Source organism: Pantoea sp. CCBC3-3-1, assembly GCF_007981265.1.
Taxonomy (GTDB): domain Bacteria; phylum Pseudomonadota; class Gammaproteobacteria; order Enterobacterales; family Enterobacteriaceae; genus Erwinia.
In genome coordinates this window covers 3,620,364-3,640,908 of record NZ_CP034363.1, presented here as the reverse complement: position 1 = coordinate 3,640,908, position 20,545 = coordinate 3,620,364, and the positions used below count along the sequence as shown (strand labels likewise).

The following is a 20,545-nucleotide window of genomic DNA, read 5'->3' as shown; positions in this document are numbered from 1 at the left end:
GGCTGGCGCGAACAGATAAAAATTAGCCCGCATAATTGCGGGCTTTTTTACATATATAACTCAGTGCAGTAAAAACATCGTCGCCAAACCGAGGAAGATAAAGAAGCCGCCGGTATCGGTGAGGGCGGTAATCAACACGCTGGAGCCGACGGCCGGATCGCGGTTGAGTTTGGTCATAATCAGCGGAATGAGTACGCCCATCAGCGCCGCCAGCAGAAGATTTAGTACCATCGCCAGCATCATCACGCCGCCCAGTGCCGGATTGCCGTACATCGCCCAGGTCACGCCGCCCATAATACCGCCCCAGCACAGCCCGTTAATCAGCGCTACGCCCAGCTCACGTGCGATGAGGAAGGAGAAGTTGCCCGGCTCCACCTGATGCAGCGCCAGCGCACGAACAATCATGGTGATGGTTTGGTTGCCGGTGTTGCCGCCAATCCCGGCGACGATAGGCATCAGCGTCGCCAGCGCAACCAGCTGTGAAATGGTATCTTCAAACAGGCCGATGACCCGTGAGGCAACAAAAGCCGTACACAGGTTAACAGCCAGCCATGTCCAGCGCGTGCGAACCGCTTTGGTAACCGGGGCGAACACATCCTCATCCGGGTTCACGCCGCCCATTTTACGGATGCTGCTGTCGTTCTGCTCGTTCACCAGGTCGATGACGTCTTCAACGGTCACGCGACCCATCAGCTTGCCTTTGGCATCAATAACTGCCGCAGAAATCAGGTTATAACGTTCAAACGCGCCGGCGGCATCTTCCGCTTTATCATCAATCCGGAAGGTGGTGGGGCGATCGTTCATTACTTCCAGCACCAGTTTCTTCGGCTTGTTCAGCAAAATATCCGTTAGCGTCAGCTCGCCTAACAGCACGTTGTTTTCATCAGTAATAAACAGTTTATCGGTACCGTCCGGGATCGATTTTTTCCGCCGCAGGTAGCGCTGTACGGTCGCCAGCGTGACGTCTGCTGGCATGGTGACCAGCTTAAAATCGGTAATACGACCTACGCGATCCCGATCAAAATCCATCACTTCCAGCACGCGAGAACGCTGCTCAGGTTCCAGCGAAGTCAGCAGGCGGCCGGTTAAATCACGGGAGAGATATTTGGCAAGGTAGACCTGTTCATCAATATCCAGCGGTTCGATAGCGCGCAGCAAATCGCGATCGCTCATCTCTTCAATCAGGCTTTCCCAAACGCTTTCAGACGCCTCAACCAGCACCATCCCCCGGCGTTCGGTACTGACCAGCCGCCATAGCGCCAGTCGCTCGTCCTGTGGCAGCGCTTCCAGCAGGTCAGCAATATCTGCCGCGTGCAGCAAAGGAAGATACTGGGCGATTTCCTGAACCTGCTCCTCATGGGCGCGGGCTTCGGCATCGGTTTCTTTTAGCGGCCGCTCAAGGAGCGTATCGACCAGGTCGCCGTCGTTAAGTAATAAGTTAAGGATACGGCTACGAATCTCAGCAAGTTGCCGAGCATGTGAATGAGCTACAGACATATTAATTCCCTTGTGTCTGGCAAAATGCAGGTGTTGGACTAAGTATTGCTTAAAACGGGCAAAAAGAAGGGAAAAGCTGCATTTTTTCAGGCAACTCCCTATAGATAGACCGTACGGGTGAGCGTTATTTATTCACTGTGTTGGGTACACTCGCGTCCTGATGTTTTTGCTTATGATGTTCGATGGCGCCGGGAACCGCATAAATCAGCCTGCCGACTAAAAGAATAAAGCTTATGAGGAGAACGACGCGGGTCATCCTGCTGGTTTTCTGACGTTTAAATGACATGGCGTTATTCACGCATTTATCCTGGAGTAGCCCAAAGGCGGAAGAACAATTTACGCACAGCCCAATCGACAGGTCAATATCAACTCACCTCATCATTGACTGGGTTACGCGCCCGTTTTAAAGATAAAGGCTATTTTTAGCTAAACAACCGGCTATTGCTGCTAAAACCTTGAAATGGGTTGATGTGGATCAAATTTAACCGGACATTTATCCCTACTATGACGTGGCGCGCCAGCGCTATTGCTTTCCGATAACTGCTGGCAAGGCGTATCCGACCGCGCCTGTTTTTTTCGGCGCGCCCCTTTGTTCAGGCAGAGCCTGCCATCGACCAGCGAACACCATGTGCACCACAGCCCGGCTTAACCATTTCCGCAAAAGTCCCTGGGGCTTAGCCCTTATTCTGCCGCTGTTATTGATTCCCCTGACCACACATCTCTCGGTACGCTTGTGGGTGCTGGAAGGGTATGTCTATCTGATTTATCTGCCGCTGGCGGTAATGATCGCGCTAATGCTGGTCTACGACTGGGGCGCTTTGCCCGGTATTACGCTGGGGCTTTCATACTATTACTTCAACCGCTATGCCCCAGAACCCGCCAGTATCATTATCGGCATTTATCTGATTGTATTAGCGGCAGGGTGGAGCGGATATCGATTACAGGCCAGGCGAAGATGGTGTGTAGATTATGGCGAGCTGCGGCTGATGCCTGTACGACTATTGTGGCTGGTTTTTTTTATTCCCACGCTGTTTGGGCTGATGATGCAGATAGTCGCGGCAAGCGGCCTGATGCCACTAAAAGGCAGCGTTTTTTCCCGCGATCTTCTGTCGCTGCATACGCTGCTTAATCTTCAGTCAGTGATGCTCTCCAGCGTCACCATGGTGCAAATTTGCTATTTATTTATTCGTGGTCTGCGTAAGCCTGCCTTCTTTCGGATGATATTTCTGCGTATTCAGCGTCAGGCCGCCGCAGGCGTCAGCCGAATCGAATATCTTGCCTGGCTTTGTCTGCTGGTTTTCCTGTTGGCTATGCTGATGCAGCTGGACGCCACCCAGCGCAATTTGCTGAGTACGGATTATGGCTTGCCGCTGCTTCTGCCGCTGATGTTATGGGCCGCCGTCCGCTTTGGCTATCTGTTTACCGCCCTCAGCTGGGCATTGCTGCTGATGGTGCTCTATCAGCTCAGGGATCGTTTTCTGCATCCGTATACTGACCCGTATCATCTGGCGGTCATGTCGGCCAATCTGCTGATATTCAGCATGACCATACTGTTGATGGCCGCCGTTAGCACCCAACAGCGACGAGCGCTCAACCGGACGAAAAAAGCGGCATTAAACGATCCTGTGATGGGGCTGCCTAATCTGCGGGCGTTGAGTCTTGCGCTGGCCAACAGTTCCCGTTCCACGCTGTGCTTTATGACCATTCCCGAACTGGATCGTTTAAGCCGCACCTATGGATTGCGCTTGCGTATTCAGTACAAGCGCAGCCTGGCTAACCATTTGCGACCCTTGTTGCGCGCTGGAGAAGATATCTACCAGCTTCCAGGTTTTGATCTGGTCGTGCGGCTGGAGGACGACAATCATTTGACGCGGATAGAAAGCATCGCGGTGCGGCTACAGGACTATCGTTTGAGCTGGGACGGCCTGCCGGTTCATCTGAAAGTGGGCCTGAGCTATTGCCATATTCGGCCGCCGGTCAGCCACTTATATGAATTGCTGGGTGAGATGAGCGGCATGGCTGAAGCATCACTGACCAGCGGCGTTGCGGAGAATTTACAGCAGAATATAAGCCTGCCGGTCCAGTTTCGCATCAGCAAGAAAATCGCCTTACTGAATGATATCCAGCTGGCGCTAACATCGAACAGCTTTACGCTGATGGCGGAAAGAGCGTGTGGTGCCAGAGGTGATGATTATTATCATCTCCAGCTCTACCTGAATGACAGCTATGGCGAAAAGGTCGAATTTGAACGACTTTACCCGATAGTGAACGAATTTGGTTTGAACTGGCAGCTCGACCAGTGGGTTATCCGGCATACGTTGGGTTTTATTGATGCGCACCGGGGAACGCTGCCCGGTATCCGGTTTGCCATCAATCTGTTTGCCGCAAGCCTTTGCCGCCCGGGGCTGGTCACAGAGATTGAAACGCTGCTGCACGAATTTCAGGTTGAGCCCTGGCAGCTGATATTTGCCATAGAAGAATTACCGGTTCTGACGGATTACAGCTGGGGAAACCGTGCTATTGCTCAGTTACGTGCGCTGGGCTGCCGGATCGTGATCGATGATTTTGGGCAGGGTTACAACAGCTATGTGCGCCTGAAGGAAACCCAGGTGGATATGCTTAAAATCGACGGCAGCTTTGTGCGTAACATGCTGAACAGCAGCCAGGATTACCAAATCATCGAAGCAACATGCGTGATTGCCCGATCGAAAAAGATGCAGGTTATTGTTTGCTGCGTGGAGTCAGCAGAAGCGGATATTTTACTGCGTAAGCTGGGCGTGGATTACCTTCAGGGCAGCCTGTATGGCGAGCCTTGTCAGTTAGAATCGCTGGCACCAGCGTCGAATAACTGACGCTGGTGCTCAGGTTAATTTAATCCTTAACCTGCTCTTTTTTAGCAAGCAGCGTGGCGAAACGCAGCGCAATACGGTTGCCGCTTTCATCCGTGCGGTGCAGCTGTCCGACATGCTCGTTGTATTTGATGATATGCCATTTGCGATAATATTCACTCAGCTCGCCTGACTTGAAGGCGAACGGAAAACCGACGTTGCAGGGATAATCTTCCGTATCCATTGCCGCCACGATCAGGTTATAGCCGCCTCTTACCGTGCTTGCCTGCATATCGGCGATCAGCTGCGGAATGGTTTCCGGCTGTAAAAACATCATCACCACGGTGGAGAGCACCAGATCGTAAGCCCCGTTGAAACGCAGATCGTTGAGATCCTTTTCTGCGGTATGGATCTGCGAGAGATGCTCCTCTGCAACGATCTGATCCAGACGAGCCAGGCTGGCGGCATTGCGATCCCAGGCCGTCACCTCAAATCCTTTCAGATTGAGAAAAAGCGTATTGCGGCCGCTGCCACAGCCGATATCAAGCGCCCGACCGGGGGCGATTAACTCGGCTGCGGCCACCACTTCTGAATGCGGAGCCGTGAGCTGATATTTCTCGCTGTAGTAATGAGCGGCTTTCATTCGTCAGACTCTTCAATCATCAGCTGCCAGCCGGTTACATCCTTCCAGTAGCTTTGTTCACGCTCCAAATCGAGCTGCACAAGATTGTTTTGGCTGAAGTAATCGCGAGGAAAAGTCAGCGTCCAGTGACCATCATCGGTGGTCAGTTTCAGGGTTTCCGGGGTAGAGGTGGCCTGGCGCTGATTGTTTAACAGGGTGCCAAGACGCAGCAAAAATACCAGCGGCAAAAACTGCTTCTTCTTGAACAGCGTCAGCCTTGGCATCTCTTCCGTTTTCACCGCTTTACGGTGGAAACGAACCAGCGTGGCCAGCAGCGTTTGCTGATCCTGATTGAAGCCGGGCAAATTGGTGTTTTGCAGAATATAGGACGAGTGACGATGCAGACCGCTGTGGTTAATCGTCAGGCCCACCTCATACAGCATCGCCGCCCATTTTAACAACGCAGAGAGCTGAGGATTCGCCTGTTTCGGATTCTGCTCCCGCCATTGCTGATAAAGCCGATCGGTAGTTTCCAGCACGCGCCTGGCCTGATCGCTGTCGATAGCATAGTGATTAGCCAGGCTTTGCGCGGTGCGGCTGCGAATGTCCTGGTGACGGAAGCGGCCTTCCATCTCATAGAGAACGCCTTCACGCAGCGCACCATCGGAAAGCCGCAGCTCACGAATAGCCAGCGCATCAAAAACGCCGCACAGAATCGCGAGGCCAGGGATAAACACCGCTTTGCGTTCGTCAGAAAGGCCGGGCAGGCTGAGGCTGTCGAAAGATTTATGCTTAACCACCTCGTCGTAGAGCATTTCCAGCCGCTCTGGCGTGATCAGCTTGTCTTTCTCACCCATCGCCTGGAGCACTTCGCAGGTCGCCTTAATCGTGCCGGACGCGCCCAGCGCATACTGCCAGCCCAGCAAACGATATTGCCATGAGAGCGTTTCCAGTTTTTGCGTGGCGGCCAGACGAGCGCGACGGAAATTCTCCTTGCTGATGACGCCGCCCGGGAAATAGAGATTGGCAAAGCTGACGCAGCCCATGCGGCGGCTTTCTACCAGCTTGGGTTCAAAATCTTCGCCAATGACCAGTTCGGTGGATCCCCCACCGATATCAATCACCAGCTTACGGCCTTTTTCCGGCTGCGTATGTTCAACGCCCATAAAGATCAGGCGCGCTTCTTCATGCCCGGAGATCACTTCGATCGGGTAGGGGATAACATCGGCCGCGCGTTGCAGAAATTCTTCCGCGTTAACCGCCTGACGCAGGGTATGGGTGCCGACAATCGTCACATTCGCCGGGCTGAAGCCCTGTAAGCGTTCAGCAAACAGCGCCAGGCAGCTCAGGCCGCGCTGGATCGCTTCTTCACTAAGCCGGTTCTGGTGATCCAGCCCATCGGCCAGATGGACCCGCTGTTTCAGTCTGCCGAGCACCTGCATGGCGCCATCGACCACGCGGGCAATCACCATGTGAAAACTGTTCGAGCCTAAATCGATAGCAGCGAATTCCTGTGGTTTAGGCGTATTTTTCTGGGATATTGGCATAGTGAATTAGTCAGGTTGTTCCAGAGTTTTAATGTAATCGTAAATAGCCAGCTGCGCGCGCACCTTACGGCGGTTGCCGCGCGGAACATAACGATTGCTCAGTTCTTTATCTACGAAGCGCGCTTTAAGCGTATCACTGAAGAGGATGCCAATAATATCCAGCACCCGCTGTTTCAGAATAGGGTCAAGGATGGCGCAGGCAACTTCAATGCGATAATCGATATTGCGGGTCATCCAGTCTGCGGAAGAAAGGTAGACTTTTTTGTCACCGGCATTATCAAAAATATAGACGCGATCGTGCTCAAGATAGCGGTCGACGATGCTGATGACGCGAATATTTTCGCTAATCCCTTCAAGATTGGGGATCAGCGAACACATACCACGGATAAGCAGATTGACCTTCACGCCCACGCTGGAGGCGGTGTAAAGACGATCCACCAGGCCTTTGTCGACCAGGTTATTGACCTTCAGCGTAATGCCTGCCTGAATGCCTTTCTGCGCATTGGCGATTTCCGTATCGATCAGCTGATAAAGCATCTGCCGGGAGTTCTGCGGTGACACCATCAGGTGTTCAAACGTAACCGGACGATAGGGGTTCTCAATAAAGTTAAACACCCGGCGCACTTCATTGGTAATGCGGGCATCGGCGGTCAGCAGCGAGTAGTCGGTATAAATTCTTGCCGTCTTTTCGTTAAAGTTCCCGGTGCCGATATGCGCATAGCGCACGATTTCGCCGTTTTCGCGACGGGAAATCAAAAACAGCTTGGCGTGAATTTTCAGTCCCGGCGCGGAGAAGATCACGTGAACGCCCGCTTCGGTCAGGCGTTTTGCCCAGTGGATATTGGCTTCTTCATCAAAGCGCGCCTGTAGCTCGACCACAACGGTGACTTTTTTACCGTTGTGGGCGGCGTGGATCATCGCATCGATAATGCGGGAGTTTTTCGCGACGCGATAAATATTAATTTTAATCGCCAGCACTGCCGGATCGAAAGAGGCCTGACGCAGCAGTTCCAGCACGTGCTCAAACGTGTGATACGGGTAGTAGAGCAGCACGTCGCGGTTGCGGATAGCATCGAAGCCATTACGGAAGCGATCAAACCAGATATGACGCAGCTGCGGCAGCGGTTTGTTGACCAGATTGGCTTTACCGACGTTAGGGAAGCCGATGAAATCCTTAAAATTATGATAGCGGCCGCCCGGCACAATCGAATCATAATTGCTGATATTGAGTTTTTTACTCAGCATCTCAACCATGGCATCCGGCATATCACGCTGATAAACAAAGCGCACCGGTTCAGCCGTCAGACGCTGCTTCAGGCTGGAAGACATCAGCTCCAGCAGGCTGGACTCCATCTCAGTGACCAGATCGTATTCCGCATCGCGCGTCATCTTCATCGAGTAGGCATTCAGCGCATCGTAATCAAAGAAGCCGCGGAAAATATCGCCCAGGCAATAGCGAAGAATGTTGTCCAGCAGGATCATTGGCTTACGGCGACGCGGCGTTTCCGGCGGCAGGTTAACGAAGCGCGGCACCTTATCGGAAGGAATTTCCAGCAGCGCGTAGTTAATGTCCTCGCCACGGATGATCTCAACGGCCAGATAGGTGTAATCATCCTTCAGGAATTCGATCAGGTCTGTATCGTGGTTAATCAGAATGGGCGTGATGTGCTGGCGCAGCTCGTGCTTGAAATAGTGGCGCAGCCAGTTTTGCTGGTTTGGCGAGAGCTGGCGTTCGTTGATCAGGAAAATTTGATTACGCGCCATCTCCAGCAGCAAATCATTATAGAGACCATCAAACTCCTGATCTGCCTTCAGAACCCGCGCCTGGATTTTTTTTAGCAGGTGACGAGGCGTACTGGGCGAGCCTTGCTCTTCGCCAATCAGAATACGGCGTTTCAGGTCAGCAAAACGCACCTTATAAAACTCTTCCAGATTATTGGAGTAAATCCCCAAAAAGCGCATACGCTCAATAAGAGGATTGGTTTTATCTGCCGCTTCCTGTAAAACGCGTTCGTTAAATGATAACCAGCTTAATTCTTTTTCAATGTAGAGCTTTTCCTGACCCATTTTTACTCCGTTGCACAGATTCCCGTCAAAAACCAGGCATTGTCTTATGCCATTATTGCGGGAGTATGACGGCGATGTCTATCGAGAATGCTGATTGTCTTATTAACGACATACGGGCAACATACGCTGCTGAAATGTCCCCTAAAGTGAAAAATGGCATGACTCCAACCCCCATTCCTGCACAATTTAATGACGGTCGCCGACGCATCATTGACCGGTTAACCCGCTATCTGGTGATGGCGTGCGGGCTGGCGATTCTGCTGGTGATGCTGTTGCTGTTTGTCTGGCTGGTTTGGGTTGTCGTCCCGCTGTTTTCTTCTCCCACGATAACCAGCAGTAAAGAGATTGCCCTGACACAATCCACTGCTGCCGTGGCAATGGGAACGGATGCGCAGCAGAAATGGGGATGGCGCATTGATGAACACGGACAGGCAGAGTTTATTCCGCTGGACAGTCAGCCTGCTTATACCCCGCTGGCGCTGTCTCAGGGTACGGTCACGGCCGCAACCTCAGCCGATAACGGCAGCGTGCTGTTAAAAACCCCGGCCGGCCTGCTGGTGGTGGAGCCTGACTTCAGCGCGTTGAATGTGGATAAAGCGCCACGCTGGACGTTTCCGCTGGGTGACCGGCCGCTGAGCGTGGGCGATCCGTCAGCAACACTGATGGCGCTGGCGCACCCTGATGAGCAACACTGGCTGATTGCTCAGGCCAGCCCGCAGCAGATTACGCTGTCACGGTTGCAGCCGGCGCAAAATGCGGTGAATAACACCGTCGCCATAGCGGATATTCGTCAGCTGCTGCTGGCACCCGATGGTCAGCTGTTGTACGGCCTCTCGGGCAATATTCTGCGCGTCTGGCGCATCACTTCTGAGGGGCTTGAGCTTCGCGATAGCCAAACCTTTGCGCAGCCGCCGGAGCGGATAGCGCTGCTCAGCGGCGGGAGTACGCTGCTGGTGGTCGATGCGAGAGGGATCTCACAGTGGTTTGATATCGCCAGCGAAACCGGCCCGCATTTACGCTTTATACATTATTTTGCTGGCGCAAAGGCTGAGAAGCTGCTGCTGACAGAGGCCCATCGCCGCGTATTCGCCACGCTTGCTCCCTCAGGAGCGTTAGCGCTGTTTTCCAGTAAGCGAAACGGCGTGCTTTTCTCGCATCAGCTGGGAGCGGGCATTACGAACGCGATTTTCTCCCCGCGCGGCGATGGCTTAGTGATTGAGCGCGCAGGCCGCTGGCAACATTTTCTGATAGCCGATCCGTGGCCGGATATCAGCTGGCGGAACCTGTGGCAAAAAGTCTGGTACGAACACTATCCTGCGCCAGACTATGTCTGGCAGTCCACGTCGGCAAATGATGACTATCAGGGCAAATTCAGCCTGGTCCCGATGGTCGTGGGCACGCTAAAGGCGGCCGGGCTGGCGATGCTGTTTGCCACGCCGCTGGCGCTGGCGGCAGCAATCTATACCGCCTGGTTTATGGCGCCTGCCCTGCGACGCTGGGTGAAACCGGCAATAGAGATGATGGGGGCGTTGCCCAGCGTAGTCATTGGGCTGATCGCCGGTATATGGCTGGCCCCCATCCTGGCTGAGCGGCTGCTGGGCCTGTTGTTGTTGCCAGGGGTTCTGACGATAACGCTGCTGCTGTGTGGCTGGCTCTCGCAGCGCCTGGCGCCGCAGTGGCGTCGGCGCTTATGTGCCGAAGGGCGTGAAATCTGGATTTTGTTGCCGCTGCTGCTGCTGGCATCGCTGTTCTGCGTGTGGGCCATTCCTTTACTGGAACAGAGCCTGACGGGTCAGAGCCTTGCCAGCCGCCTCAGCGGCGGCTATCAGCAACGCAATTTATTGATAGCGGGCGTGGCGATGGGCTTCGCGCTGGTGCCGTTGATTTTTACCCTGGCGGAAGATGCCATTTTCAGCGTCCCGCCTGCGTTAGGGCAGGGATCGCTGGCGCTGGGCGCTACGCCATGGCAGACGCTCACCCGCGTGGTGTTGCCCGGCGCATCGGCAGGTATTTTTGCCGCGCTGATGATCGGTTTTGGCCGGGCAATAGGGGAAACGATGATCGTGCTGATGGCCACGGGCAACACGCCGGTTACGGAGGGCGGCCTGCTGCATGGCGTACGTAGCCTCGCGGCAAATGTGGCGATTGAAATGCCGGAAGCGGCGGCGGGAAGTGGGCATTATCGCGTGCTGTTCCTCAGTGCACTGGTGCTGCTGGTCTTTACGCTGGTGATCAATACGCTTGCCGAACTGGTTCGTCAGCGGCTGCGACAGCGCTTTGGTCAGCAGGAGATGCAGGGATGAGTGCGGTAAAGAACAATCACCGTTGGCGATGGCTGACGGCGGGCGCGGTCGCCGTCAGCCTGCTGGCTTTTATCCTGCTGATTTTATTATTGGGCATGACCGGTTTACGCTATTTCTGGCCACAGCCGGTCACGCTCTTTACGCTTCAAAAACCAGCAGGGCAAACGCTGATGCTGGGTGAGCAGGTGAGCGCCGGGCGGGTTTCACGTCAGCAGCTGCTGGACAGTGGCGTCTCCCTGCCATCATCGCTGCCGGAAGAGGTGACGCGCTACCTGATTAAAACCGGGAATCGCGACTTTGCCGACACCGATTTCCACAGTCTGTTGAGCAGTGAAATTATTGATGAAAACTATCCCAGCGGCGTCATTGCGCTCCAGCGAAGAAGCGGCGGTATGGCGTATGGCTGGTTTGATGGCCTGCTGGAAAACGGCCAGCCGCTGATAGCAAAAAATATGATGCAGGTGCTGCAACAGAGGATTAAACAAACTCGCGAGCGCCAAAAACAGGCCGATGCTATCCGGCGCGTCAGCATGGCAAAACTGAACAGCGAAATGGAGCAGCTGGCAGAGCAGCAGCGGCATTTGAAACAGCAGCATCGCTATACTGCCCAGGCCGAGTCGATTCATCAGGCGGACAGTGCTGAAATTCAGCGACAGTTTGCCGCTAAGGCAAATCAGCTGATTGCGCTGAATAATGAAAGCGCAAGCACGGTGCTGATCCTGCGCGATGTTCACGGGCTACAGCATCAGGTACCGCTGAGTAATATCATGGCGGCCTGGTATCCTAATGCCATGAGCTACGGTGAAAAATGGCAGCATTTCCTGCTGCAGCTCTGGCATTTCGTTAGCGGATCTTCAGGCAGTAGTTTGGGAGATGAAGGGGTATTTCCGGCTATTTTCGGCACGGTATTGATGGTGCTACTGATGTCGGTCGTGGTCATGCCGCTGGGGGTGATTGCAGCAATCTGGCTGCATGAGTATGCCGGAAACAGCCTGATGACCCGGCTGGTACGCATTGCGGTAGTCAATCTGGCTGGGGTACCGTCCATCGTTTATGGCGTATTTGGGCTGGGCTTTTTTGTCTGGCTGGTTGGCGGCAGTCTCGATCAGCTGTTTTTCGCCAGCGCTTTACCCAATCCTACCTTCGGGACTCCAGGCCTGCTATGGGCGTCCCTGACGCTGGCGCTTCTGACCTTACCGGTAGTGATTGTGGCTACCGAAGAGGGGCTTTCGCGCATTCCGCAATCGCTGCGCCAGGGATCGCTGGCGCTGGGCGCAACGCAGGCGGAAACGTTGTGGCACGTTACGCTGCCTCTGGCGATACCGGCCATGTTAACCGGACTGATCCTCGCCGTGGCCCGAGCCGCGGGCGAAACCGCGCCGCTGATGCTGGTGGGCGTGGTAAAAATGGTGCCGGAGCTGCCGGTGGATTCGATTTTTCCGTATCTGCACCTGGATCGCAAATTTATGCATCTCGGGTTTCAAATCTATGACCTGGCTTTCCAGAGTCCAAATGCGCAGGCCGATCGCCCGCTGGTTTTTGCCACAGCGCTGCTGCTGGTGATCATTATCCTGGCGTTGAATCTGTTAGCGATGGCACTGCGTCATCGTCTGCGCGAGCGCTATCGCGCGCTGATGAATTAATGAGCGAGGGCAGTAATGCATAATGAGTTGGACACCGTGCTGGAGGTGGAGGATCTTTCACTGTGGTATGGCGAGAAGCAGGCGCTTAGTGCCATCAGGCTAAACGTGCCCAAAAACCGGATCACCGCGCTGATTGGGCCTTCCGGCTGCGGTAAGTCGACCCTGCTGCGCTGCTTTAACCGGATGAATGATTTAATCGACGGCTGCCGGACTGAGGGTGATATTCGCATTAATCAGCAATCGATTTTGGGCGACAGCCGGGATCTGGCCGCGCTGCGCAGAAAGGTGGGGATGGTCTTCCAGCGTCCAAATCCGTTCCCGAAAACCATCTACGAAAATGTGGTTTACGGGCTGCGTCTGCAAGGCGTGCGTGATCGTCGGGTACTCGATGAAGCGGTTGAGCGAGCTTTACGCGCAGCGGCGCTGTGGAGCGAAGTTAAAAACAATCTCTGGCAGAATGCGCTAACGCTTTCCAGCGGACAGCAGCAGCGGCTGGTGATTGCCAGAGCGATAGCCATCGAACCTGAAATTTTACTGCTGGATGAGCCGACATCCGCCCTGGATCCCATCAGTACGCTGGTCATTGAAGAGTTGATGAGCACGCTTAAACAGCATTTTACGCTGGTTTTGGTTACACACAATATGCAGCAGGCGGCACGCGTATCGGATTTTACCGCGTTTATGCATCAGGGCAGCGTGGTGGAGTTTGGCGAGACGGATAAGATATTTACCACGCCACGGCAGCGGCGTACGGAAGATTATATTACCGGGCGCTATGGCTGAATCGAACGTTTTGGCTGAAGGGAAAAAGTGGCCTGTTGCACCGTGCAGGCGTCAGGAACACGGGCCGTGCATAAAGGCACAAAAAGCGCCTTCCTGACAGCGCCGCCCGGGCCGTCTATGGCCCGGGCGGCGTTATTACCGTACCGTATTCCTGATGCTCTGAACAAATTCATGGCCTGCAAAAAAACATGCTCCTCACGCGAGCACTATCTCAACCGCCTCAACCGTTTTTTAGCCGGTTCAGTCGTAAGCATGGCCTTCCGGCGGTAATTCTTTACCGTCCAGCCAGGCAGCACCGTCGCGCATCACTACTCTTCCTTCCAGATACCAGCTAACAACCAGCGGATAGATAGCATGTTCCTGATGCTGCACGCGCTCCGTCACATCCTCTTCGGTATCACCGGCAAAGATTGGAACTTTCGCCTGAAGGATCACCGGGCCGCCGTCCAGCTGCTCAGTAACAAAATGCACGGAAGTGCCATGCTCGTCATCGCCGTTTTCAATGGCCTGACGATGAGTATGTAAACCGGGGTATTTGGGCAGCAGGGAAGGGTGGATATTGAGCATCCGACCCGCGTAGCGAGCAACAAATGCCGGGCTGAGAATACGCATATAGCCCGCCAGCACCACCAGATCGGGCGCATAAGCATCGATTTCCAGCATCAGCTGACGGTCGAATGCTTCGCGATCGGCAAAATCAGCCGCGCTGAGCGCGTGAGCAGCGACACCCGCTTCACGCGCACGCGTCAGCCCGTAAGCCTCGGCCTTATTGCTGAATACGGCAGCGACGCTGCCGTGGATCCGCTGCTGCTGGCAGGCTTCCAGAATGGCCTGGAGATTGCTCCCCTGACCAGAAATAAGCACTACCAGCCTTTTCATGCGTTGATAACCACCCGCTCTTCGGAATCTGACGCTTTGATCACGCCAATCTTCCAGGCTTTCTCACCGGCTGCGGTCATCAGCTCAACCGCTTTATCCGCTTCGCTTGCGCTCAGCGCAATCAGCATGCCGACGCCGCAGTTAAAGGTGCGGTACATTTCAAAACGGCTAACGTTGCCCGCTTCCTGCATCCAGCCAAACACCGCTGGCCATTCCCAGCTTTTTTCATCCAGAACTGCCTGGGTGTTATCTGGCAGCACGCGAGGGATGTTTTCCCAGAAGCCGCCGCCGGTCAGGTGCGCGATGGCATGCACATCAACCTGTTCAATCAGGCTCAGGATGTTCTTCACATAGATGCGGGTGGGTGCCAGCAGGTGATCGGCCAGCGATTTGCCCTCAAGCTGGGTCGCTTCAGGATCGGTTTTGCTGACTTCCAGAATTTTACGTACCAGCGAGTAGCCGTTGGAGTGTGGCCCGCTGGAGCCCAGCGCGATCAGCACGTCGCCATCCTGTACTTTGCTGCCGTCAATAATTTCTGATTTTTCCACCACGCCGACGCAGAAGCCTGCCACGTCGTAATCTTCACCGTGGTACATGCCTGGCATTTCAGCGGTTTCGCCGCCCACCAGCGCACAGCCGGACTGGGAACAGCCTTCGGCGATGCCGGTGATCACGCTGGCAGCGGTGTCCACGTCCAGCTTGCCCGTCGCATAATAGTCAAGGAAGAACAGCGGCTCGGCGCCCTGTACCACCAAATCATTCACGCACATCGCGACCAGATCGATACCGATAGTATCGTGGCGTTTCAGGTCCATCGCCAGACGCAGCTTGGTGCCGACGCCGTCAGTGCCGGAAACCAGAACGGGCTCACGGTATTTTTGCGGCAGCGCACAAAGCGCACCGAAACCGCCCAGTCCACCCATCACTTCCGGGCGACGCGTCTTTTTCACCACGCCTTTAATACGATCGACTAAAGCATTACCAGCATCGATATCTACGCCGGCGTCTTTATAGCTGAGAGAGGTTTTGTCGGTCACTGCGAAATCCCCACGCGGTTTGCGGTTGGTGGTTGGAAAATAAAGCGCGGCAATTCTAACAGCGCAGGCAAACGTTTGCGAGCCTCATCTTCCGTGACATTGCGGATAGCTAAATTTTAGCCAATTCTTACAGGAGCGTGTGTGATGTTTTAAAACCTGGATTAAATGGTAGGTTGCAGCGCCGGAATGGCGCTATAATCCCGCGATTTTTTTTTAGCAATATTTTCCGGGAGAACAACAATGAAGATCGTGGAAGTTAAACACCCATTGGTCAAACATAAACTGGGTCTGATGCGTGAGCAGGATGTCAGTACTAAACGCTTTCGTGAGCTGGCTTCAGAAGTAGGTAGCCTGCTGACTTACGAGGCGACCTCGGATTTAGAAACGGAAAAAGTGACCATTGAGGGCTGGAATGGCCCGGTGGAAATCGATCAGATCAAAGGTAAGAAAATTACCGTCGTACCCATCCTGCGTGCCGGTCTGGGTATGATGGAAGGCGTGCTGGAGCACGTGCCAAGCGCTCGTATCAGCGTCGTCGGCGTTTACCGTGATGAAGAAACGCTGGAGCCCGTGCCGTATTTCCAGAAGCTGGTTTCAAACATTGAAGAACGCATGGCGCTGGTCGTTGACCCGATGCTGGCGACCGGGGGGTCGATGATCGCCACTATCGATCTGCTGAAAAAAGCGGGCTGTAGCAGCATCAAAGTGCTGGTGCTGGTTGCCGCGCCGGAAGGGATTGCCGCCCTGGAAAAAGCGCACCCGGACGTTGAGCTGTACACCGCATCAGTCGATCAGGGGCTGAACGAAAAAGGATATATCATTCCTGGCCTCGGCGACGCAGGCGATAAGATCTTCGGTACGAAATAAGCGTTAAGCCGACCAGAGAGTCGGTTTTTTATTGTCTGAAAAAGGGTATTACTATGACGCGTCGCGCGATAGGCGTAAGCGAGCGGCCACCGCTGCTGCAAACTATTCCACTCAGCTTCCAGCATCTGTTCGCCATGTTTGGCGCGACGGTGCTGGTTCCTATCCTTTTCCATATTAACCCGGCGACGGTGCTGCTGTTTAACGGCCTCGGCACGCTGCTGTATTTATTTATCTGTAAAGGAAAAATCCCCGCTTATCTGGGATCGAGCTTTGCTTTTATCTCACCGGTACTGCTGCTGTTGCCGCTGGGTTATGAAGTGGCGCTGGGTGGCTTTATTTTGTGCGGCGTGCTGTTCTGCCTGGTGGCGCTGATTGTTAAAAAAGCCGGTACTGGCTGGCTGGACGTGATGTTTCCACCTGCGGCAATGGGTGCCATTGTGGCCGTCATTGGTCTGGAGCTGGCTGGCGTGGCGGCGAATATGGCCGGGCTGCTGCCGGCAAACGGCGCGTCCGTCGACGGTAAAACGATCCTGATTTCCATGGTGACGCTGGCGGTAACGGTATTTGGCTCGGTGCTGTTTCGCGGCTTCCTGGCCATTATTCCCATTTTGGTCGGGGTGTTGGTGGGGTATGCGCTCTCTTACTTCATGGGGATCGTCAACTGGTCGACGGTTGAAGCCGCGCCCTGGTTTGCCTTACCGACCTTTTATACGCCGCGCTTCGAATGGGCGGCCATGCTGACAATTTTACCTGCCGCGCTGGTGGTGATTGCCGAGCATGTTGGCCATCTGGTGGTGACGGCAAATATTGTTAAAAAAGACCTGCTAAAAGATCCGGGTCTGCACCGTTCGATGTTTGCTAACGGCATTTCTACCGTATTTTCAGGCTTTTTCGGCTCCACGCCAAATACTACCTATGGCGAAAACATCGGCGTAATGGCAATCACCCGTGTTTACAGTACCTGGGTGATTGGTGGCGCGGCCATTCTGGCCGTTTTGCTGTCGTGCGTCGGCAAGCTGGCTGCGGCAATTCAGGCGGTGCCGGTGCCGGTGATGGGCGGCGTATCGCTGCTGCTTTATGGCGTGATTGGCGCTTCAGGGATCCGCGTGCTGATCGAATCGAAAGTCGATTACAACAAGGCGCAAAACCTGATCCTGACCTCGGTGATCCTGATAATTGGCGTCAGCGGCGCCACGGTTCATATCGGCGCGGCCGAACTGAAAGGCATGGCGCTGGCGACTATCGTGGGTATCGCGCTGAGCCTGATTTTTAAAGTCATTAGCCTGATCCGCCCGGAAGAGGTGATCCTCGAGCCTGAAGATCGCGATTAAGTTTCGGGCAGCTGCGGCTGCCCGTTTCATAATCCTTGCAGAGTTGTGATAAACTTCAGCCGGATTTTGCCCGATCGATACTGAGGTGCTTCTGAATACGCCGGCACAGCTCTCTTTGCCACTCTACTTGCCCGACGATGAAACCTTCGCCAGCTTCTGGCCAGGGGAAAATCCGTCGCTGATTGCTGCGCTGCAAAGTGCGCTGCAACAGGAGCACGGCAGCTATTTCTATTTCTGGTCACGGGAAGGCGGCGGCCGCAGCCATCTGCTGCATGCTGCCTGCGCACAGCTGTCCGCTCGCGGTGAAGCAGTAGGTTACGTGCCGCTGGATAAGCGCACCTGGTTTGTGCCAGAGGTGCTGGATGGAATGGAACAGCTGGCGCTGATCTGCATTGATAATATTGAATGCATTGCAGGCGATGAGCCCTGGGAAATGGCGATCTTCGATCTCTATAACCGCATTCTGGAAACCGGTAAAACGCGTCTGCTGATCACGGGCGATCGTCCACCCCGTCAGCTGAATTTAAAGCTACCGGATCTCGCTTCCCGCCTCGACTGGGGACAAATCTATCGGCTGCAACCGTTATCCGACGAAGACAAACTTCAGGCAATGCAGTTGCGCGCAAAATTGCGAGGTTTTGAACTTCCTGAGGACGTGGGACGTTTTCTGCTAAAAAGGCTGGATCGTGAAATGCGTACGCTGTTCGTCACGCTCGACAAGCTGGATCGCGCTTCCATCAGCGCCCAGCGCAAGCTCACTATTCCGTTTGTGAAGGAAGCGCTGGGCCTGTAAATAGCGGCATAAAGCCACTGGCATCACGTAAAACATTTACTCTTTTCTGCATGTTTTAGTATGCCTTAGCGGTGGTCAGGATCTCCAGCACCTGCGCCGGCGGTCGCCCCAGACGCGCTCTGCCATAGGCAATGACAATAGGTCGCTCAATTAGCTTCGGATTATCGGCCATGATTTGCAGTAGCTGCTCCTCGCTTAAGGTTTCATCATCCAGATTCAGCTGCTTATAAACATCTTCCTGCTGACGCATCAGCTCCCGGGCGGTGGTGAATTCCAGCTTCGCCAGGAGCGTTTTCAGCGTGCTGACAGGCGGGGGATCCTCCAGATAGAGTACGATTTCAGGGGTAATTCCCTGTGCTTGCAGGAGCTGTAACGTTTCGCGGCTCTTGGAGCAGCGTGGGTTATGATAGATCAGGATATCGGACATCATTCACCTCTCTATTTTTTCTGATATTGATGGAAACGCTGCTGTAACTGACGCAGCTGGTCAATCCGCGCATCATACCGCGCCTGTTTAAGGCTACCCAACGGCACCGACGCGCTGGCGCTGCTCAGGCTGCGGATCGCCTGATCCAACTGGCCATTCAACGCCAGACTTTCGGCACGTGCCGCCTGTTCTTCATCGCTTAGCCCCTGATCGGCAGAGGCTTTAGCCAGCAGATCCCAGCCGTTAGGGTCATCTTTGTGCGCCCAGGTATAACGGTAAAGCACTTTACTGGCATTCGCCGGCTGTTTGGCTTCAACAAAGGCGTTCGCCAGGTTCAGCTGCACAACCGGGCTACCGCTTGCCTGAGCGCCCTGCAACAGCGCTACGGCGCGCTGAGGCTGGTTCAGGCCGATGTCGATATCCGTCATAATATCCAGATACCAGACATTGCCGGGTTGTTTAGCCAGCAGCGGCGCAATAATGCGTCGGGCATTCTCAAAGCTTTTCGCCTGTAAAAACTGCACGGCTTTGCCGTACTGAGCGGCGGCCTGTTCACGCGTATTGCCCTTACTAAGTGTATCAAGCAGATCGTCAGTAAGCTGATTTTGTCCTGTGGCGTACATCCCAAGTATGCGCACTTTTGCCATGTAAAAGTCTTGCGAAGACTGCACCACGACCGCTTTCATCTGGTTAGCACGGTTGCGGGCATCGGAAAGGCGGCTGTCGGGAAGGGGATGGGTGAGCAAAATTTCCGGCGGTTTGGAGGAAAAGCGCGACTGATCCGCCAGTTTTTGCAGAAAGTTCGGCATGGCCTGGGGATCAAATCCGGCACGCTGAAGCACCTGAATACCAATACGGTCCGCTTCCTGCTCGTTTTGCTGAGTAAAGCTGATAATGCCCTGTTGCGTACCGGCCAGCGTACCGCTCAGGGCAGCCATTCCCGCCTGCGGGTTAGCCATCGCCAGTAAAATGGAGCCTAAAGCCCCAACCCAGGTGAGTGGTGCATTGCGCTGTTGCTCTTCCATCGCGCGTGCCAGATGGCGCTGCGTAACGTGGGAGATTTCATGAGCCATAACCGAAGCCAGCTGGCTTTCATTATCGGTATAGCGAAAGAGCGCGGAGTGCAGCACCACATTGCCGCCAAAAAAAGCGAAGGCGTTAATTTCATCATTGCTGACGAGATAAAAATGAAAAGGCGTTTTCACCGACCAGGCATGCGTAACCAGCCGCTGGCCGAGCTGATTCACATAGTCATTCAGCAGGGGATCGTTGATCAGGGGCGCACTGGCGCGTAGCTGGCGCACATAGAAATCACCCATCGCCAGTTCCTGATTAATAGAGAGCGTATTACCGGCGGTCGTACCGATATCCGGTAACATATCGCTGACGTCCGCTGCGACGGAAAATGAGGTTGCCGCCAGTGCAGCGATCATTGATGCCAGCGCGCAGTGCTTCAATCGGTTAATCATACTGAATCCCATTCTGATGAAGTCCTCGTTGATCCTTCGCGGTGATCCGCATCCCGGATGTTTACCGCAGGCTATCTTAACCACAGGAAATGAGGAAGGAAACGACTCGCGTCAGCTATTCATCAGGCCAGAAAGAAACCGGGCGTAACTCACTTAAAAAAACTGAAAGACACTGCGCTTACAGGGTGAGCAATCCTGCGCTATTTAATTAAAATTTGTCAGGTTTACTCAAATAAATTGAAGTTTGTATGTAAATGGTTAGGTATAGTCCGAAAAACAAGTTAATTGATCGTGTTGTAACAAAACCATTACGCAAGGATCGAGCGTCTTTTTGTTACATTTATACAGAATCTACCGTACCAACAAATAAAAGAATAATGGCAGTTTGACGGGGCTGGAAAATATCAGGATTGAGGTGGTGCCTGTTAATTCAGGGAGTTTTGTTTCTTTTA

Annotated in this window: 16 protein-coding genes; 7 read left to right on the top strand and 9 right to left on the bottom strand. The window is 54.1% G+C overall.

The features are described 5' to 3' along the window. Positions 1–60: 60 nt before the first annotated feature. Positions 61–1,497 carry a magnesium transporter gene (gene mgtE / locus EHV07_RS16995; RefSeq protein ID WP_147199168.1) on the bottom strand — a complete coding sequence of 479 codons (1,437 nt, stop codon included), beginning with the start codon at positions 1,495–1,497 and terminating at the stop codon, positions 61–63. 124 nt (positions 1,498–1,621) lie between these two features. After that, entirely contained in the window at positions 1,622–1,795 is a 174-nt protein-coding gene (locus tag EHV07_RS16990; protein ID WP_147199167.1) for a YfgG family protein, read from the bottom strand. A 328-nt stretch (positions 1,796–2,123) separates the two neighbouring features. Here EHV07_RS16990 and EHV07_RS16985 point away from each other — a divergent pair, with 328 nt between their 5' ends. Continuing rightward, positions 2,124–4,349, top strand: coding sequence for an EAL domain-containing protein (locus tag EHV07_RS16985; RefSeq protein WP_147199166.1), 2,226 nt, complete (start codon positions 2,124–2,126; stop codon positions 4,347–4,349). A gap of 19 nt (positions 4,350–4,368) precedes the next feature. Here the strand turns inward: EHV07_RS16985 and tehB are convergent, their stop codons facing one another. The 3 genes from tehB to ppk1 are packed head-to-tail and all read right to left on the bottom strand — an operon-like array spanning position 4,369 to position 8,561. Beyond that, entirely contained in the window at positions 4,369–4,968 is a 600-nt protein-coding gene (tehB, locus tag EHV07_RS16980) for a tellurite resistance methyltransferase TehB (protein ID WP_147199165.1), read from the bottom strand. Then, entirely contained in the window at positions 4,965–6,494 is a 1,530-nt protein-coding gene (ppx, locus tag EHV07_RS16975) for an exopolyphosphatase (protein ID WP_147199164.1), read from the bottom strand. The genes tehB and ppx overlap by 4 nt, the downstream gene beginning before the upstream one ends. Positions 6,495–6,500: 6 nt before the next feature. After that, complete coding sequence (gene ppk1, locus EHV07_RS16970) at positions 6,501–8,561, bottom strand: polyphosphate kinase 1 (RefSeq protein ID WP_147199163.1); 2,061 nt, start codon at positions 8,559–8,561, stop codon at positions 6,501–6,503. Between the two features lie 158 nt (positions 8,562–8,719). Between ppk1 and EHV07_RS16965 the strand changes: the two genes are divergently transcribed. The 3 genes from EHV07_RS16965 to pstB are packed head-to-tail and all read left to right on the top strand — an operon-like array spanning position 8,720 to position 13,290. Further along, positions 8,720–10,864: an ABC transporter permease subunit gene (locus tag EHV07_RS16965; protein WP_147199162.1), complete on the top strand. Its 2,145-nt coding sequence runs from the start codon at positions 8,720–8,722 to the stop codon at positions 10,862–10,864. Beyond that, entirely contained in the window at positions 10,861–12,507 is a 1,647-nt protein-coding gene (gene pstA / locus EHV07_RS16960; RefSeq protein ID WP_147199161.1) for a phosphate ABC transporter permease PstA, read from the top strand. Before EHV07_RS16965 ends, pstA begins: the two co-directional genes overlap by 4 nt. 15 nt (positions 12,508–12,522) lie before the next feature. After that, complete coding sequence (gene pstB, locus EHV07_RS16955; protein WP_147199160.1) at positions 12,523–13,290, top strand: phosphate ABC transporter ATP-binding protein PstB; 768 nt, start codon at positions 12,523–12,525, stop codon at positions 13,288–13,290. A gap of 240 nt (positions 13,291–13,530) precedes the next feature. Here pstB and purN read toward each other — a convergent pair whose 3' ends face one another. Beyond that, a complete protein-coding gene (gene purN / locus EHV07_RS16950; RefSeq protein WP_147199159.1) occupies positions 13,531–14,169 on the bottom strand; it encodes a phosphoribosylglycinamide formyltransferase in 639 nt (212 codons plus the stop codon). Next, a complete protein-coding gene (gene purM / locus EHV07_RS16945) occupies positions 14,166–15,206 on the bottom strand; it encodes a phosphoribosylformylglycinamidine cyclo-ligase (RefSeq protein WP_147199158.1) in 1,041 nt (346 codons plus the stop codon). Before purM ends, purN begins: the two co-directional genes overlap by 4 nt. A 240-nt stretch (positions 15,207–15,446) precedes the next feature. Between purM and upp the strand changes: the two genes are divergently transcribed. The 3 genes from upp (at position 15,447) to hda (ending at position 18,197) form a co-directional block, all read left to right on the top strand. Continuing rightward, a complete protein-coding gene (gene upp / locus EHV07_RS16940) occupies positions 15,447–16,073 on the top strand; it encodes a uracil phosphoribosyltransferase (RefSeq protein ID WP_125289554.1) in 627 nt (208 codons plus the stop codon). Between the two features lie 53 nt (positions 16,074–16,126). Beyond that, positions 16,127–17,404 carry a uracil permease gene (gene uraA / locus EHV07_RS16935; RefSeq protein ID WP_147199157.1) on the top strand — a complete coding sequence of 426 codons (1,278 nt, stop codon included), beginning with the start codon at positions 16,127–16,129 and terminating at the stop codon, positions 17,402–17,404. 91 nt (positions 17,405–17,495) lie between these two features. Beyond that, the gene (gene hda / locus EHV07_RS16930) at positions 17,496–18,197 is read left to right on the top strand and encodes a DnaA inactivator Hda (protein WP_217363434.1); all 702 of its coding nucleotides are present in this window, start codon (positions 17,496–17,498) and stop codon (positions 18,195–18,197) included. Positions 18,198–18,252: 55 nt separating this feature from the next. Here hda and arsC read toward each other — a convergent pair whose 3' ends face one another. Then, positions 18,253–18,624 carry an arsenate reductase (glutaredoxin) gene (gene arsC / locus EHV07_RS16925; RefSeq protein ID WP_147200657.1) on the bottom strand — a complete coding sequence of 124 codons (372 nt, stop codon included), beginning with the start codon at positions 18,622–18,624 and terminating at the stop codon, positions 18,253–18,255. 11 nt (positions 18,625–18,635) lie between these two features. Then, the gene (locus EHV07_RS16920) at positions 18,636–20,093 is read right to left on the bottom strand and encodes a M48 family metallopeptidase (protein ID WP_147199155.1); all 1,458 of its coding nucleotides are present in this window, start codon (positions 20,091–20,093) and stop codon (positions 18,636–18,638) included. Positions 20,094–20,545 lie beyond the last annotated feature (452 nt).

Coding starts and splice junctions, on each gene's coding strand:
- purN (WP_147199159.1), bottom strand. CDS start 14,169: ATGAAAAGGCTGGTAGTGCTTATTTCTGGTCAGGGGAGCAATCTCCAG.
- ppk1 (WP_147199163.1), bottom strand. CDS start 8,561: ATGGGTCAGGAAAAGCTCTACATTGAAAAAGAATTAAGCTGGTTATCA.
- tehB (WP_147199165.1), bottom strand. CDS start 4,968: ATGAAAGCCGCTCATTACTACAGCGAGAAATATCAGCTCACGGCTCCG.
- uraA (WP_147199157.1), top strand. CDS start 16,127: ATGACGCGTCGCGCGATAGGCGTAAGCGAGCGGCCACCGCTGCTGCAA.
- pstA (WP_147199161.1), top strand. CDS start 10,861: ATGAGTGCGGTAAAGAACAATCACCGTTGGCGATGGCTGACGGCGGGC.
- pstB (WP_147199160.1), top strand. CDS start 12,523: ATGCATAATGAGTTGGACACCGTGCTGGAGGTGGAGGATCTTTCACTG.
- arsC (WP_147200657.1), bottom strand. CDS start 18,624: ATGTCCGATATCCTGATCTATCATAACCCACGCTGCTCCAAGAGCCGC.
- EHV07_RS16920 (WP_147199155.1), bottom strand. CDS start 20,093: ATGATTAACCGATTGAAGCACTGCGCGCTGGCATCAATGATCGCTGCA.
- EHV07_RS16965 (WP_147199162.1), top strand. CDS start 8,720: ATGACTCCAACCCCCATTCCTGCACAATTTAATGACGGTCGCCGACGC.
- EHV07_RS16985 (WP_147199166.1), top strand. CDS start 2,124: ATGTGCACCACAGCCCGGCTTAACCATTTCCGCAAAAGTCCCTGGGGC.
- upp (WP_125289554.1), top strand. CDS start 15,447: ATGAAGATCGTGGAAGTTAAACACCCATTGGTCAAACATAAACTGGGT.
- mgtE (WP_147199168.1), bottom strand. CDS start 1,497: ATGTCTGTAGCTCATTCACATGCTCGGCAACTTGCTGAGATTCGTAGC.
- ppx (WP_147199164.1), bottom strand. CDS start 6,494: ATGCCAATATCCCAGAAAAATACGCCTAAACCACAGGAATTCGCTGCT.